This window comes from Streptomyces sp. NPDC001220 (assembly GCF_053597895.1).
Map to the genome: position 1 here is coordinate 433874 of NZ_JBSFJE010000003.1, position 16637 is coordinate 450510.

8 protein-coding genes are annotated in these 16637 nt (G+C 73.9%); 5 read left to right on the plus strand and 3 right to left on the minus strand.

Annotated elements, in window-relative coordinates:
* Nucleotides 1–115 precede the first annotated feature (115 nt).
* The 4 genes from ACWDGI_RS09910 (at nucleotide 116) to ACWDGI_RS09925 (ending at nucleotide 5772) form a co-directional block, all read left to right on the plus strand.
* Nucleotides 116–781, plus strand: coding sequence for an epimerase (locus ACWDGI_RS09910; protein ID WP_450757178.1), 666 nt, complete (start codon nucleotides 116–118; stop codon nucleotides 779–781).
* A gap of 288 nt (nucleotides 782–1069) precedes the next feature.
* Entirely contained in the window at nucleotides 1070–1888 is an 819-nt protein-coding gene (locus tag ACWDGI_RS09915) for an alpha/beta hydrolase (RefSeq protein WP_450757180.1), read from the plus strand.
* A 209-nt stretch (nucleotides 1889–2097) separates the two neighbouring features.
* Nucleotides 2098–4350 (plus strand): carbohydrate-binding protein, encoded by a 2253-nt coding sequence (locus tag ACWDGI_RS09920; protein WP_450757182.1) that lies wholly within the window; start codon nucleotides 2098–2100, stop codon nucleotides 4348–4350.
* 165 nt (nucleotides 4351–4515) lie between these two features.
* Entirely contained in the window at nucleotides 4516–5772 is a 1257-nt protein-coding gene (locus ACWDGI_RS09925; protein WP_450757184.1) for an alpha/beta hydrolase family protein, read from the plus strand.
* Here the strand turns inward: ACWDGI_RS09925 and ACWDGI_RS09930 are convergent.
* The 3 genes from ACWDGI_RS09930 to ACWDGI_RS09940 all read right to left on the minus strand — a co-directional run bounded on the left by ACWDGI_RS09930 (nucleotide 5755) and on the right by ACWDGI_RS09940 (nucleotide 14822).
* Nucleotides 5755–6960, minus strand: a complete 1206-nt coding sequence (locus ACWDGI_RS09930; RefSeq protein ID WP_450757186.1) for a cytochrome P450 family protein — start codon at nucleotides 6958–6960, stop codon at nucleotides 5755–5757. The two genes, ACWDGI_RS09925 and ACWDGI_RS09930, sit on opposite strands and share 18 nt — an antisense overlap.
* A gap of 165 nt (nucleotides 6961–7125) precedes the next feature.
* The gene (locus ACWDGI_RS09935) at nucleotides 7126–7422 is read right to left on the minus strand and encodes a hypothetical protein (RefSeq protein WP_450757188.1); all 297 of its coding nucleotides are present in this window, start codon (nucleotides 7420–7422) and stop codon (nucleotides 7126–7128) included.
* The gene (locus tag ACWDGI_RS09940) at nucleotides 7422–14822 is read right to left on the minus strand and encodes an SDR family NAD(P)-dependent oxidoreductase (RefSeq protein WP_450757478.1); all 7401 of its coding nucleotides are present in this window, start codon (nucleotides 14820–14822) and stop codon (nucleotides 7422–7424) included. Before ACWDGI_RS09940 ends, ACWDGI_RS09935 begins: the two co-directional genes overlap by 1 nt.
* 562 nt (nucleotides 14823–15384) lie before the next feature.
* Here ACWDGI_RS09940 and ACWDGI_RS09945 point away from each other — a divergent pair.
* Entirely contained in the window at nucleotides 15385–16536 is a 1152-nt protein-coding gene (locus ACWDGI_RS09945; protein ID WP_450757190.1) for a glutathione-independent formaldehyde dehydrogenase, read from the plus strand.
* The last annotated feature ends 101 nt before the right edge of the window (nucleotides 16537–16637 follow it).

A 16637-nucleotide genomic window follows, 5' to 3' on the forward strand; every position in this document is an offset into this window, starting at 1 on the left:
CCGCGCAACGGCCGCGGACAGGGGGCAGTGCCCTCGACGACCGGACCGGCACCGCCCCCGCCCGGCGGAGGTCCGGTACGGTGCCGGACACCGCCTTCCAGTGAGGGAGACCTTTGTGAACGTCGTCGTCTTCGGCGCGTCCGGCATGGTCGGACAGGGCGTCCTGCGCGCCTGCCTCCTCGACCCCTCGGTCGGCAGCGTCCTCGTGGTGGGTCGCCGCCCGCTCGGCGTCACGCACCCCAAGCTGACCGAAGTCATCCACGACGACTTCACCGACCTGTCCGCCATCGGCGACCGGCTGACCGGCCTGGACGCCTGCTTCTACTGCCTCGGTGTCTCCTCCGCGGGCATGAGCGAGGCCGAGTACACCCGCGTCACCCACGACTTCACCCTCGCGGCCGCCCGTGCGCTGGTCGCCGCCGGTCCCGGACCGACCTTCACCTACGTCTCCGGCGAGGGCACCGACAGCACCGAACAGGGCCGCACCATGTGGGCGCGGGTGAAGGGGCGCACCGAGAACGCCCTCCTGGCGATGCCGATGAACGCGTACATGCTCCGTCCCGGCTATATCCAGCCCCGCCACGGAGAGGTCTCCCGGACCCGCTCCTACCGTGTCATGTACTCCCTCACGTCCTGGCTCTACCCGCTGCTGCACCGGCTTCTGCCCGCCCACACGACGACCACCGGACACCTCGCCCGCGCCATGCTGGCGCTGACCCGCCCCGGCGTGACCGAGAACCGGGTGCTGTACAGCAAGGACATCAACCGCCTGGGCGCCTGACCGTTCCCCCTACGGACCCGGGCGCGGCCACCGGCATGACGACCACGGCAGCCGGCGTGGGCGCGGCGCCGCGTCGGACGCGCGGACGTCGTCGTACGGGCCGAAAACGCGTTGGACGCGCCGGGCTCGGGTGCGTAACGTCCGGGGCACCGTGATGTCGTGCGAGGAGGTGAGACCCGTGAACGCTGTAGCAGAGTGGGTGCTCCCTCTCCCGTCACGGTCGGGCGATTGACGTAGGTGTCGCCGGGAGCGCCTGTAGGAGAAGGCCATCCCGAAAGGCAACAACTCATGCAGTCCCTGCGTTTCACCGCCCGGACGACGTCGGAAGGCGTCGTCGAACGTGACTTCATCCTGGGCGAGATCCCCGGCGTGCTCTGGTCGCCCGAGTCCGTCCCCGGGACCGAAGCCGGCCCCGGTCCCGAGTCCGTCCCCGAGTCCGGTCCCGATCGCGCGCCCCTGGTGCTGATGGGCCACGGCGGCGGCACCCACAAGAAGTGGCCGGCGATGACGGGCCGGGCCCGCCTCCTGGTGACCGGCTGCGGCTTCCACGTCGCCTGCATCGACTCGCCCGGCCACGGTGACCGGCCGCGCACCGCGCACGACGAACGGGAGATCGCCGAGCTGTACCGGGCGAGGGAGGCGGGCGAGCCGGAGGGCCCCGTCGTCGTCCGCTACAACGCCCACCTGGCGGCCCGCGCCGTACCGGAGTGGCGGGCGACCCTCGACGCCCTCCAGGAGCTTCCGGAGATCGGCGCCGGGGGACCGGTCGGCTACTACGGCCTGAACATGGGCACCGCGATCGGGGTGCCGTTGACGGCCGTCGAGCCCAGGATCACCGCCGCGGTCTTCGGCCTGCACTGGCCCGATGCCCTCGCCGAGCCGGCCCGGCGGATCACCGTGCCCGTCGAGTTCGCGCTCCAGTGGGACGACGAGCACATTCCGCGTGCGGCCGGACTCGCGCTGTTCGACGCCTTCGCCTCGAAGGAGAAGACGTTGCACGCCAACACCGGCCGCCACAAGGAACTGCCCAGGTTCGAGGCCGACAGCGCGGTCCGCTTCTTCGCCCGGCATCTGGTCCGGCCCGGCACGTCACCGGCCCTGACCTGACGGGCCGTCGGCGCCCGGCCGTACCCGTCACACCGGCCGGGCGCCGGCACCCCCCACCGCGAAACCCTTTCTTCACGCCTTGACTTAACATCGGGGACATTGCTTGGATCTCAAGTCGGCGTTCCCAGTAGGCCGTTGGTGACGCAGCGGTCAGGCGCCTCCGGTTCGGCACGGCAACACCCCCGACCCACCAGAGCCCAGGAGCAGCTGTGAGACGTACGCTCACCACGATCGCGGCCGTGGCGGCAATGACACTGCCACTCATCGGCGCGGGCCCGACCGCGCAGGCCGACCGGCCCGCGAGCGGGCGCACCGGGCACGGCCAGGTCGTGACCGGCACCTACTCCACCGGCGGCGCCCAGACCTGGCGCCCTCTGCCGATCGTCAGGACGGGCACGGACACCCACGGCCCCGTCGACGCCACCGTGGTCGCCGACCCCAGCGCCCTCCGGCAGCAGTACACCGGCATCGGCTTCTCCTTGGACGAGACGAGCGTGTCCAACCTGTGGAAGCTCACCCCCGGCGAACGTGCCAAAGCCATCCGGCTCCTTGTCGACCCCGAGCACGGCGCGGGACTCGACCGGTTCCGGCTGACGATCGGCAGCCCCGATCTCATCGAGCACCTGCCGTTCTGGTCGGAGGACGACCTGCCCGCCGGAGTCGCCGAGGACTTCGGCCTGAAGCACTTCTCCATCCAGCGGGACCTCGACCTGCACATCATCGACACCATCAAACTCATCCAGCGCTACAACCCCCACGCCACGTTCTTCGCGTCGGCGTGGAGCGCGCCGGCCTGGATGAAGACGAACAACCGGTTCCTCGGCGAGGTCGCCCTCAAGCCCGGGAGCAGCACGGACTACTACCAGGTCGGCAAGTTGCGGGACGACTGCATCGAGGTGTTCGCCCGGTACTACGTCAAGTACGTCCAGGCGTACGCCCGGCAGGGCATCGGCGTGGACGCGCTGACCCTGCTGAACGAGCCGGGCATGGACGTCGTCTACCCGGCCATGGACATCAGCGTCGCGCAGCAGCAGAAGCTGGCGCTGGCGATCAAGCGTGAGGTCCGTGCCGCCCACCTGGGCACCCAGCTGTATGTACATGACTTCAACTTCTGGGACTGGCACGACCCCAACAGCACGGCGACGAAGAACTACTACCGCATCTTCGAGGACGCCCCGGACGGCTCGGTGACCGGCGCCCAGGTCCGCAAGGCGGCGGACGCCATCGCCTTCCACCCCTACTGGGGCGACCCGACCGTCATGCGCGACGCCTACGAGCAGACCGGGAAGCCGGTCCAGCTCACGGAGACCAGCGACCTGTCGCCCTCGACCGTCCTCGACGACTTCCGCCTCGACGCCGGTTCCTACATCCTGTGGGCCCAGACCACCGACCAGGACGGCGGCACCCTGCACTGGACGCCGTCGCGGGACAACAACATCGACTGGGACGAGGTCGCCGCCACCACCAAGTGGCCCGACCGGCTGGTCACGGTGAACACCGGCACCAAGGAGTTCACGGTCCGCGACGAGCTCTACCAACTGGGGCAGTTCGCGAAGTACCTGTCACCCGGTGACGTACGCCTCGAGTCCAGCGCCGCCGCGGACGGCGTCAGCAACGTCGTCTACCGGACCCGCGACGGCGGCTACGTGGCCGTCCTCGGCAACGGCGCCGGATCCGACCGCAGGGTCAGGGTGGTCGTCGGCGACCAGACGTTCGTCGTGACGGTACCGGCGGGCTCCTTCGCCACCTACCGGTGGCACGGCAGGGCCGCCACGGGCTCCCGCAACCACGCCCCGGTCCTCGCGCCGGCCGCCGACGTCGTCGCCGACCAGTACGGCACCACACAGGTGCGGTTGAAGGCCACCGACCGGGACGGCGACCGGCTCTCCTACTACGCCACCGAACTGCCCGACGGCGTCACCCTCGACCCGGCGACCGGCCTGGTCACCATCCGTCCGACGGCCACCGGCGAGCAGGACCTGACCTTCTACGCCACCGACGGCCGGGCCCACGACCAGGTGACCCTCCACCTGACCGTCCGCCCGCACGCGGCACCCGTGGGGGAGAGGATCGAGGCCGAGGGGTACACGGACCAGCACGGCTGGGCCGCCGACGGCAGCAACTTCATCGAGAGCAACCCGGCCGCCAGCGGCGGCAGGAACGTGGGCTGGACCGCCGCCGGCAACTGGCTGACCTACCGCGTCGACGTGCCGGAGACCGGCACGTACGATCTCGAACTGCGCGTCGCCAACGGCACGGCCGCCACCGCGGCGAACGCCGTGTCCCTGCGCGACGACAGCGGCACGACCCTGGCGACCGCGTCCGTGCCGGCCACGGGCGGCTGGGCGAGCTACCAGTCGGTGCACGTACCCGTCGCCCTCCGGGCCGGGGAACAGACGGTCACCGTCTACTGCGAGACCGGCGGCTTCAACCTCGACTACCTGCGCCTCACCGCTTCCTGACCGCCTTCCCGACACCGCCGTCCCGGCGCCGGACCGGCCATGCGCCCCCGGCCCGGGGTACGGCCAGCCCCCCGGTGCGGCGACCGGCAGGCCGGATGGTCCCGGCCGGTCCGGTCCACAAAGCTGAGAGGAGCCACCGAACACCCGCAGCCAAGGAGGCCTGCCGTGCTCACTCGCCGCGCCGCTGTCCTGTCGGCCGTCGCCGCCACCACCCTGTCCGCCGTCACCACGGGCACGGCGTTGGCGGCGACGCCACGCAAGACCGTGCCGGTACGGCTGCAACTGCCCGCGCCCGGCGGACCGCACCCGGTGGGCACGGTCTCCCTGCGCCTCGTCGACACCTCACGTGCCGATCCCTGGATGACGGCCCGGCCGTACCGGGAGCTGATGATCGGTGTCCGCTACCCGGCGCGGGCCGTCGGCGGACACTCCAGGGCGCCGCAGATGCTGCCGGGGGAGGCCGCCGGCTTCGCCGCCGTCAACAACCTCACCCACGTGCCCGGCGACAAGGTCGACTGGGCGGCCACCCGCACCCACGCGTACCGGGGCGCCCCGGCCGACCGGGACCGGGGGCCGTACCCGGTCGTCTGCTACTCGCCCGGCGCCGGCGACCCACGCTCCCTCGGCACCACCCTCTGCGACGACCTCGCCTCCCGGGGCTACGTCGTGGTGACACTCGACCACACCTACGACGCCTCGGCCGTCCAGTTTCCCGGCGGCCGGGTCGAACGCACCGTGCTGCCCGCCGAGTTCGACAAGGCGTACCCGGACCCGGCGCGCATCAGGGCGCTGCTCAGGAAGACGATGGCCGTACGGGTGGCCGACACCCGCTTCCTCCTCGACGCCCTGCCCGGTGCGCTGCCCGGGGGAGTGCGCGGCATCGCGGACTGGGAACGTCTCGGCATGTTCGGCCACTCGGCCGGCGGCTTCACCGCGTTGCAGGCGATGCACGACGACCGGCGTATCGCCGCGGCGGCCGACTTGGACGGCGTCCTCGCGTACGTCCAGGAGGACAGCGACTCCGGCTACCTCTCGGCTGTCGCCGCCGAGGGCCTCGACCGCCCGTTCCTGCTGGTGGGCAAGGACGGCAACGACCTGAGCACGGTGCCCTCCTGGAACGCCCTGTGGCGGCACAGCCGGGGTTGGGGCGAAGGCCTGACCCTGCGCGGCGCCGAACACGCGACGTACACCGACGCGGAGGCGATGATCCCGCAGATCGCCCGTCAGCTCGGCCTGCCCCGCGAGACGGTCGTCCAGAACATCGGCACCATCGCCCCGGCCCGCGCGATCGCCGCCGAACGGGCCTGCCTCGCCGGCTTCTTCGACCGCCGACTGCGCGGCCGTACCGGCGAAGCCCTGCCGGACCGCTTCCCTGAGGTGCGCCCCTTCTCCCGCCGGAACCGCTCAGTACCGCACGGGTAGGCCGAGCAGGCCGCGGGTGCGCATCGAGGGGCGCCAGCGCAACGCGTCGGCGGGGACGTCGAGTTCGAGCCCGGGCAGGCGTTCCAGCAGCGCGGCCAGGGCGACCTCGGCCTCCAGGCGGGCGAGCGGTGCGCCGAGGCAGTAGTGGATGCCGTGACCGAGGGCGAGATGGCCGGTGGCGTCGCGGCCGATGTCGAGCCGGTCCGGCTCGGGGAAGCGGCGCGGGTCGCGATGGGCCGCCGCCAGGGACAGCAGCACGGTCTCGCCCGCCGGGACCGTGACCCCGCCGATGGTGACGTCCTCGGTGGGGAAGCGGCGGATGGCGAGCGGGGCGGGTCCGTCGTAGCGGGCCAGTTCCTCGACGGCCGCGCCGATCCGCGCCGGATCCTCGCGCAGGGCGCCCAGTTGGGAGGGGTTGAGGAGCAGGGCGAGGGTGGCGTTGCCGATCAGGTGGACGGTGTTCTCGTACCCGGCGAAGAGGACGAGGAAGGTCAGGGACATCAACTCGTCCTCGCTGAGCCGGTCTTCCTCGTCCCGTACGGCGATCATCGCGGAGAGCAGGTCGTCGGCGGGCTCGGCACGCTTGCGGGCGAGCAGCCGGGCGAAGAAGGCGAGGAGCGCCTGCACCGCCTCAATCGCCCGCTCGGGCCGGGTGGGGTCCGGGACGACGAGCGCGTCGGTCCAGGACCGGAAGTCCGGCCGGTCCTCCTCCGCCACGCCGAGCAGTTCGCAGATCACGGCGATGGGCAGCGGCGCGGCGTAGCCGGCGATCAGGTCGGTACGGCCGAGCGGTTCGAGGGCGTCGAGCAGCGCGTCGGCGGTCCGCCGGACGGGTTCGCGCAGCAGGGCGATGCGGCGCGGGGTGAAGGCCTGGGACACCAGACGCCGTACCCGGGTGTGGTCCGGCGGATCCATGTTCAGCAGGTTGGCGTCGAGGGCGGGCGGCAGCGCGAGCCCCCGGTAGCCGCCGGGTTTCGCGTGGGCCCTGTCGAGCGAGAGCCGCGGGTCGGCGAGGGCCTGCCGGACGTCCTCGTACCGTGTCACCAGCCAGGCCGGCAGCCCGTCGGTTCCGGCAAAGCGGTGCACGGGACCGGCCTCCCGGAGCCGGGCGTACACGGCGTACGGGTCGGCGAGCAGCTCCGCCGGGTCAACGGCGGCCGGAGCAAGGGGTGTTGTACTGGCGTCCATGGCTCACACCCTAGACACCGGGAGCCGGCACAGACGTCCTCGGTGACCCCGGGCCGGCCCTGGGTGAACGGCGGGGCACGGCCGGGGCGTCCGGCGGGCCGCCGCCGACGATCGGGTCGTGGTCCGAAGTCGTCCGGGGTCTCTCCTCGTGGTGGTCCTGCGCGGTCAGCGGGGCAGCCAGGCGCGGATCGCCGCGGCCGTGCCGTCGGCGTCCTGGTGGCGCAACGAGAAGTGGTCGCCGGGGACGTCCACGCCGTCGTGCGGCAGCGGCCAGTGCCAGTCCCCGTCGGGTGCGCCGCGCGGCATCTCGGCGGTGGGCCGGCCGCGCAGCAACAGGGCCGGAACCGGCGACGGCCGGGGCCGCCGGTCCTCCAGCACCCGCGCGTACCCGCCCCCGGCGAGCAGCAGGGAGTCGTCCAGCCCGTCGACGACATCGGTGGAGAGCGCGGCGCCCGCGGCCATCAGGGCCTCCCCCCGCGCGGGTCGGCCGCATGCCCCGGTTCTGTTTCCGGCGGCGCCTCCCCGTCGTCCAGCGCCGCGAGGACGTGTGCGGTCAGCTCGGGCAGCGTGGGGTGCTCCAGTACGACGGTCGGGGACAGCCGTACCTGTGTGAACGCGCCGAGCCTGTTGCGGATCTGCACCGCGGACAGGGAGTCGAAACCGAGCTCCGTGAAGCCGCGGTCGACGGGGAGGGCCGAAGGGTGCGCGAAGCCCAGGGCCGCGGCGATCTCGGCGCGGATCAACTCGGCCAACAGGGACAGCCGTTCGGGCGACGGCGCGGCGGCCAGCCGCTCGCGCCAGGCACCGGGTGCCTGCCCGGGGGCTTCGGGGGGCGGGGCCACGGCCGTGGCCGGGGTGCGCGGCACCAGGTCGGCCAGTACGGGTGCCCCGTCCGGGCCGGCGGCGGCCCGGAGATCCAGCGGCACCGGCACCAGCACCGGTTCCGGAATCCGCAGCGCCGCGTCGAGCAGGGCCAGGCCTTCCGACTCGCCGACCGGCAGGACGCCGCCTTCACGGAGGCGGTCGGGCGCGACCCGGCCCGCCATCCCCGCCGCGTCGTCCGTGGCCCATGGTCCCCAGGCCAGCGACCGCGCGGGCAGGCCGTAGGCCGTCCGGTGCCGGGCCAGCGCGTCCAGGAACCCGTTCGCGGCGGCGTAGTTGGACTGTCCCCGCCGGCCGAGTACACCGGCGGCGGAGGAGTAGAGCACGAAGGCGGACAGACCGAGCCCCCGGGTCGCCTCGTGCAGATGCCAGGCGCCGGCCACCTTCGGGGCGAGGACGGCCGCGAGCCGCTCCGGCGTCATGGTGTCCACCACGCCGTCGTCCACCACCCCGGCCAGGTGGAAGACCGCGGTGAGCGCCGGCCGGCAGGACGCGACCAGGGCGTCCACGGCAGCGCGGTCGCTCACCTCGCACGCCACCACCCGCACCTCGGCGGCCAGTTCGCCAGCCCAGTCCGGCACCTTTCCGCTGCGATTGACCAGCAGCAGATGGCGAACCCCACGTTCGGCGACCAGATACCGGGCCAGGCTCGCTCCCAGCGCTCCGGTACCTCCGGTCACGAGCACGGTCCCCTCGGGATCCGGTTCGGCCGTCTCGACGGCCGGCTGGTCGGCGAGGGCCAGCCGGGGCGCGAGGACGACACCGTCGCGCACGGCCAGTTCCGGCTCGCCGGACCGCAGCGCCGCCTCCAGCACCGCCGCCGTGACCGCGGCACCCCGCCGGTCGACCAGGACGATCCGGCCGGGATGCTCGGACCGGGCGCTGCGTACGAGTCCGGCGACGGCCGCCTCGGCGAGGTCGGGGTCGACGCCGGTGGCGTTGCGGGTGAGCACCAGCAGACGGCCCGGCCGGACGTCGGCGGTCCAGTCCCGTACCCGCCCCAGCACCGCGGTGAGCAGCCCGCGCACCCGGTCGGGAACAGTGGCGTCCGCGGGCAGGGCGGCGGCCAGCCGTGCCACGTCCAGCACCTCGTGCTCCGTGCTCCCCGCACCGTCCGGCGGCACGGGCCGCCAGCCGAGGCGGTAGGTCCGCGCAGGCGGCCGGGTCGGGATCGCCCGGGTGACCACCGACTCCACGGCGGCGAGAGGCAACCCGGTCCCGTCGGCGAGGGTGACGCGGAACTCGTCCGGGCCGAGCCGCCGTACGACCGCCCGCGCTGCGGAGGCACCGGGCGCGTACACCGTCACACCGGAACAGGAGAACGGCGCCCTCGGCTCACCCGGGCCCTCGGCCAGCAGCGCGGCGTGCAGCGCCGCGTCGAACAGGGCCGGGTGCAGAGTGTAGGAACCCGCGGTCGCCGCTTCCCCGGGCGGCAGCGCCAGCTCGGCGAAGACCTCGTCGCCGCGGCTCCACAGCGCGGTCACCCCGCGGAAGGCGGGTCCGTAACCATGTCCGTGGGCGGCGAGACGTCCGTAGTCGACGGTGAGCGGCCGCGCGTCCGCCGGCGGCCACGGTCCTGGCGTGCCGCCGGGCGGTGCCCCGGCCGGCACGCTCGTCGCGGTGGCGTGCCGGGTCCACGGCCCCGGCGCCTGGTCAGGGCGCGCCCAGACGGTGACCGGACGCCCGCCCGTCTCGTCCGGTTTCCCGGCCACCACCTGCACCTGCGCACCCTGCTCAGGGGAGAGTACGAGCGGTTCGTGGAGGGCGAGTTCGGCCAGCCGGACGGGGCCGGGGGAGCCGCCCGCCCGGGCGGCGAGTTCGGCGAAGACGGTCGCGGGCACCACCACCCGCTCGCCGATCACATGGTCGGCCAGCCAGGGATGACGGGCGAGCGACAGCACGGCGGTGTGCCGGACGCCGGGGCCGTCGGCATCGGGCAGCGGCTCGCCCAGCAGCGGGTGGCCGGAGCGGCCCCGGCGCGGGGCGGCGTTCAGCCAGTAACGCTGCCGTTGGAAGGGGTAGGTGGGCAGCGGACGCCGACGGGCACCGGTGTCCGCGTACACCGACCGCCAGTCCACCGGCACTCCGTGCACATGCAGCGCGGCGAGCGCCTCGACCGTCGCGCTCGCGTCCCCGCACGACGCGAACACCGCACCGGCGTCCGGCCCGAGGCACTCCTCGGCCGCCACGCCGAGCGAGGGGGCCGGGCCGGCCTCGACGAAGGCCGTGACACCCGCCTGCGCGAGCCCGTCCACCGCGGCGGCGAACCGGACCGTCTCACGCGCCTGGCGTACCCAGTGGTCGGCGGTGGTGAGCGCGTCCGACTCGGTACGACCGGTCAGCGTGGACACCACCGGCAGCGACGGCCGGTGGTACACGACCGACTCGGCAACCGCACGGTACTCGCCCAGCATCGGGTCCAGCAGCGGGGAGTGGAAGGCATGGCTCACCCGCAGCCGGCGGTACGGCCTCGCGAGGGCGCTCGCCAGTGCCGTCACCGCGTCCTCGGGCCCGGAGAGCACGACCGCCTCCGGCCCGTTGACCGCGGCGACCGCGACGGCTCCGCCGGGCGTCCCGTCGAGCAGGCGCGTCACCTCGGCCAGGGGCGCCCGGACGGCGATCATCGCGCCGCCGGAGGGCAGGGCCGCCATCAACCGGCCGCGCGCGGCGACCAGTCGTACCGCGTCGGCACGGGAGAACACCCCGGCCAGATGGGCGGCGGCCAGCTCACCGATCGAATGCCCGGCCAGCCGGTCCGGGCCCACCCCGAAGCCGGCGAGCAGCGCGTGCAGGGCCACCGCGTAGGCGAAGAGGGCGGGTTGCGCGTAGTCGGTACGGTCGAGCAGCCCCGGTTCGTCGAGCGCCTCCAGCAGGGGGCGGTCGAGCCAGGGGGTGAACTCCTCGCACAGAGCCGTGAAGGCGGCGTCGAAGGCGGGGAAGGCCGCCCGCAGCTCACGGCCCATCCCCGGGCGCTGGGTGCCCTGGCCGGGGCACAGGAGCGCCACCTTCGGACGCGGGCGCGCGACGCCCCGCAGCAGGGTGGGGCTGTCGATGCGGGCCGGACGTGGGTGGGTGGCGTCCTGCAGCAGGGTGGGGCTGTCGATGTCGGCGGGACGCGGGTGGGTGGCGTCCTGCAGCAGGGTGGGGCTGTCGATGTCGGCCGGACGCGGGTGCGCGACGTCCCGCAGCAGGGTGGGGCTGTCGATGTCGGCCGGACGCGGGTGCGCGACGTCCCGCAGCAGGGTGGGGCTGTCGATGTCGGCCGGACGCGGGATCGCGACGCCCTGCAGCAGGGCGGGGCCGTCGACGCCGGCCGCCAGGTCGCGCAGACCCGCGCGCAGGCCCTCGGCATCCTTCGCCAGGACGGCCGCCCGGTGGGTCAACGGCGCCCGGCCCGTGGCCAGCGAGTACGCGGCGTCCAGGGCACCGGCCCGGTCCTCTGCATCGGCCAGCACACCGGCCAGCACGGCGGCATGCGCACGCAGCCCCGCCTCGTCGCCACCGCCCACGAGCCAGGGGATGACCGGCAGCCCCGGCACGGTCCAGGTGCTGTCCGGCACGGCGGTTGACGTGGTCGTCGGTGTGGTGGTGGGGCTCGGTGGCCGCCCGGCCAGGTCGGTGCCGCCGCCCACGAGCCGGCGGGTGTCCGGGAGCCGCCGCCATGGTGTGGGCGCGGTCGAGTCGGTCTTGTCCGCTGGTGCCGGTTCCTCGATGATCACGTGGGCGTTCGTGCCGCCGATGCCGAAGGACGAGATCGCGGCGCGGCGCGGGCGGTCGCGGGGCGGCCAGGGCCGGGCCCGGTCGAGCAGCCGGACCGCGCCCGCGGACCAGTCGACGTGCGGCGACGGCCGGTCCGCGTACAGCGAGGCGGGCAGCTCGTCGTGGCGCATCGCCTCGATCATCTTGATCAGGCCCGCCACCCCCGCCGCGGCCTGGGTGTGTCCGAGGTTCGACTTCACCGACCCCAGCCACAGCGGGTCGGACCGGTCACGGTGCTGTCCGTAGGCCGCCAGCAGGGCGCCCGCCTCGACGGGGTCACCGAGCGCGGTTCCCGTGCCGTGCCCCTCGACCGCGTCGACGTCGGCCGGCCCCAGCCCGGCGTCCGCCAGCGCCAGCCGGATCAGCTCCCGCTGGGCCTCGCCGTTGGGCGCGGTCAGTCCGTTCGACGCGCCGTCCGAGTTGACGGCGGAGCCGCGCAGCACGGCCAGCACCGGATGGCCGTTGCGCCGGGCGTCGGACAGCCGCTCAAGGAGCACCAGTCCGGCGCCCTCGGCCCAGGCGGTGCCGTCCGCGCCCGCCGCGAACGACCGGCAGCGGCCGTCCGGCGACAGCCCGCGCAGCCGGCTGAACGCGACGAACGGCTCCGGGTTGGACAGCACGGTCACCCCGCCGGCCAGCGCCAGCGAACACCCCCCGGACCGCAGTGACCCGGCCGCCAGGTCCAGCGCGACCAGCGACGACGAGCAGGCCGTGTCCAGCGTCAGCGCCGGGCCGCGCAGCCCCAGGACGTAGGAGATACGGCCGGACGCCACACTCGCCGACGAGCCGACGGCGAAGTGGGACTCCAGTTCGTGCGGCGACAGCCCGGTGGCGTACCCGCCTGCGTGCATCAGTCCGACGAACACTCCGGTGTCGGTCCCGCGCAGCTCCGGCGCCGGGATGCCCGCGCGCTCGAAGGTCTCCCAGGCGACCTCCAGGAGCAGCCGCTGCTGGGGGTCGGTGGCCAGCGCCTCGCGGGGCGACATGCCGAAGAACAGCGGGTCGAAGTCCGCCACACCGTCCAGGAATCCGCCGCGGCGGGTGTACGTCGTCCCGTGCCGGTCGGGGTCGGGATGGTGGAGCGAGGCCAGGTCCCAGCCGCGGTCGGTGGGGAACTCGGCGGTGGCGTCGACCCCTTCGGCCACCAGCCGCCAGAGATCCTCGGGTGAACTCACCCCACCCGGGTAACGGCAGCCGACCGCCACGACCGCCACCGGCTCCGGGGCGCGCCGGGGCTTCACCGGCCCGGGTGCGGGCCCGGCGGTGCCGTGCAGCCGGGTGTCCAGGTAGGCGGCGACCGCGGCCGGGTTCGGGTGGTCCCAGACCAGCGTCGCCGGCAGCCGCAGCCCGGTGCGGGTACCCAGCCGGTGCCACAGGGTCATGGCGTCCAGTGAGGTCAGGCCGAGGTCGGCGAAGGCGGTGCCGGGCTCGGCGGCCGCCCCCCGGGTCCCCCGGATCGCCGCCGTCTCCGTGCACACCAGGTCGGTCAGCGCGGCCCGCCGCTCGCCGGGAGTCCGGCCGGCCAGTTCGGCGAGGCCGGGTTCGGCCGAGCTGCCCGCGAGGGCCTGGCGCAGCAGCGCGCGGCGCGGTTTGCCGGCGGCGGTGCGCGGCACGGCCGGGATGAGCAGGACCTCCTCGGGCACCTTGGGTGCGGAGAGCACCGCCGCGCAGGCGCGCAGCAGCGGCGCGGGGTCGAGGTCCGGCCGGTCCGGCACCACGAAGGCCACCGGAACCTCACCGAGCAGCGGATGGGCCCGCGCGACCACGGCCGCGTCCCGTACGCCGGGCAGATCGCGCAGGACGCGCTCCACCTCGGCCGGGTCGACGTTCTCGCCGCCGCGCACGATACGGTCGTTCGCCCGCCCGGTGACGGTCAGACGGCCGTCCCCGTCGAGCCGGCCCAGGTCACCCGTGCGGTACCAGCCGTCACGCAGGGCGGCGGCGGTCTCCTCGGGCCGGTTGTGGTAGCCGAGCATCACCCCGGGACCACGCACCCAGATCTCGCCGTCGCCACCGCTGTCGACACTGCCGTCGCTACCGGCACCGCTGTCGCGACTCCTGTCGCTATCGGCACCGCTGTCGACCCCGCCACCGGGAGGGCTGTCGCTACCGCTACCGCTACCGCTACCGCCAGCGCTGTCGCCACCGCCGGCACCGCTGCCGTCCCCACCGCCACCGCCACCGGTGTTGTCCTCCGGCGCGACGATCCGTACCTCCATACCGGGCAGCGGTGTCCCGCTGCCGCCCCGTGTCCTCGGTCCGTCAGGCCCCTCCATGGCGATCTTTCCGCAGGTCTCCGTGGAGCCGTAACCGTCCAGCAGCGGGGCGCCGAACCGTGCCTCGGCCTCCTCCCGCAGTTCCGGGTCGCTGGGCGCGCCGGCCGTGACGCACAGCCGCAGCGACGGCACGGAACCCAGCCCGGCGTCCAGCAACTGCCGGTAGGTGAGGGGCACCCCGGCCAGGACGGTCGGCGCGTACTCCTCGACCAGCCGTACCAGCGCGGCCGGTTCGGGGGCCTCGGTGATCCGGGCGGTCGCCCCGGCCATGGTGGTGCCCAGGACGCAGAGCGAGTGGGCGTAGGTGTGCGAGAGGGGCAGCGGCCACAGGACGCGGTCCGTGGCCGACAGGCCGAGCCGGGGGAGGTAGCAGGCGGCCGAGGACCAGAGCGCGGAGCGCTGGCTGGAGACCGCGGCCCGGCCGGCCCCTGAGGTGCCTGAGGTGTAGAGCAGCCAGGCCGGCTCGTCCAGGCCGAGGTCGTCGGGGGGAGCGGACGACGACTCCGCGACCAGGGATTCCCAGGCGGTGGCCCCGTCCGGCGGCGGACCCTCGCCGGTGACCAGCAGCCGGACCGGCCGGCCGGCGGTGAGCCGGGCGAGCCGCGGCAGGTGGCGCCGGTCGGTGACCAGCACGGCCGGATCGCAGTCGGCCAGCAACTGGGCGAGTTCGGCATCCGTGGCGCGCGCACTCAGCGGCGCGCCCACCGCGCCGGCCCGTACCGTGGCGAGCAGGCCCTCGACCAGCTCCACGCTGTTGTCCAGGCAGAACGCCACCCGTGCCGTGCGGCTGACACCGAGTCCGGCCGCCAACCGGCCGGTCCTGCCTTCCAGCTCGGCCCAGCTCACCGCCCGCCGGTCGTCGGCGAAGGCGGTCTTCCCGCCCTGCCGCCGGGAGTTCTCGACGAGCAACTCCGCAACGGGCCGTACGGCCGAAGTCCGCGCCACTGCCACGAATTTCCCCCTTGGACCAACACCCTTGTCATATAGGCCTGTTGGCGAGCCTACGTCCGGACATGGTGGTGATGTCGAGGGCGACGCGCCGGGCGGGGCGGGGCGGATCAACGGGTGAGCCGGTCGGCGGTGGCGGTGGCGGTGGCGGTGGCGGTGGCGGTGGCGCGGAGGCCGGGTACCCGCGGTGCCGTCCCGCTCACCGCGCCGATCCGGGTCAGGGCCGGCGGGGCGCAGGATCGCGGTGGCGTGCCGGGGCGCGCGGTGGCGTGCGGGTGGCGCCCGGGGGCCGTGGCGCGGCCCCCGTGACCGAGGCGGTGGAGCCGCCGTGGCGGCGCGTCCGGGCCGCCGGGGTCCGGGGGCTCGGGCAGGCGATTTTTCCAGGGAGTTGCAGCGCCCGCGTGAGCGGCGTTTTCTGGAAGTATCCGATGGTGAAACACGAGCGCCTAGGGTTGCGGCATGGACCGGGGGCTCTGTCTCGACATGTTTCTCCTGGCCAGAGCCTCGGTCTGTGCGGTCCGTCGTCGTGTCCCGGCGTTCCACGCGGAGGTGAACCCAGGTGAAAGCCGTTGTGTATGAGAAGCCCTTCAGCGTCGCGGTCAGGGACGTCGACGATCCGCGCATCCAGCACCCGAACGACGTGCTGGTACGCGTCACGTCGACCGCCATCTGCGGATCCGACCTGCACATGTACGAGGGCCGCACGGCCGCCGAGTCGGGCATCGTCTTCGGACACGAGAACCTCGGCATAGTCGAGGAGACCGGCGCCGGTGTGACCTCGTTGTCCAAGGGCGACCGCGTGGTCATGCCGTTCAACGTCGCCTGCGGATTCTGCAAGAACTGCCTGGCGGGCAAGACCGGCTTCTGCCTCACGGTCAATCCGGGCTTCGCCGGCGGAGCCTACGGTTATGTGGCCATGGGCCCCTACGAGGGCGGGCAGGCGGAGCTGCTCCGGGTGCCGTTCGCCGACTTCAACTGTCTGAAGCTGCCGCCGGGCGAGGAGTTCGAGACCGACTTCGTGCTGCTGGCCGACATCTTCCCGACCGGCTACCACGGCTGTGAGCTGGCCCAGGTGACCCCTGGCGAGAGCGTCGCGGTCTTCGGAGCCGGCCCGGTCGGGCTGATGGCGGCGTACTCCGCGCTACTGCGCGGTGCGTCCAAGGTGTTCTCGGTCGACCGGGTGCCCGAGCGGCTCGCCAAGGCCGCGGAGATCGGGGCGATACCGATCGACTTCAGCAAGGGCGACCCGGCGGAGCAGATCAAGGAACAGACCGGAGGTGAGGGCACCGACAAGGGCGTCGACGCGGTCGGCTACCAGGCCCAGTCGCCCGACGCCAGCCACGAGGAACCCGCCGTCGTCCTCAACACCCTCGTCGAGACCGTACGGCCGACCGGCATGCTCGGCATACCCGGCCTGTACGTACCCTCCGACCCGGGCGGACCCGACGAACACGCCAAGCACGGCCAGCTGCTGGTCTCCATCGGGCGGATGTTCGAGAAGGGGCAGCGGATGGGCACCGGCCAGTGCAACGTCAAGCAGTACAACCGGCAGCTGCGCGACCTGATCATCGCGGGGCGGGCCAGGCCCAGCTTCGTGGTCTCCCACGAACTGCCCCTGGAGGACGCACCGGGCGCGTACCAGAAGTTCGACCAGCGGATCGAGGGCTACACCAAGGTGGTCCTGCATCCAGGGCACGCCCTTGCGGCGTAGGACCCGCGCACGGCGATCCCGGGCGGCGTAGGACCCGCCCGCACGACACGGCGGTCCGGCTCCCGCGGCCGGGCCGCCGCGCGCTGCGCCTTCCCCGGCTC

Excerpts from the sequence above, each read along its gene's own strand:
- ACWDGI_RS09915 (WP_450757180.1), top strand. The coding sequence starts at position 1,070 with ATGCAGTCCCTGCGTTTCACCGCCCGGACGACGTCGGAAGGCGTCGTC.
- ACWDGI_RS09930 (WP_450757186.1), bottom strand. The coding sequence starts at position 6,960 with ATGGACGCCAGTACAACACCCCTTGCTCCGGCCGCCGTTGACCCGGCG.
- ACWDGI_RS09935 (WP_450757188.1), bottom strand. The coding sequence starts at position 7,422 with ATGGCCGCGGGCGCCGCGCTCTCCACCGATGTCGTCGACGGGCTGGAC.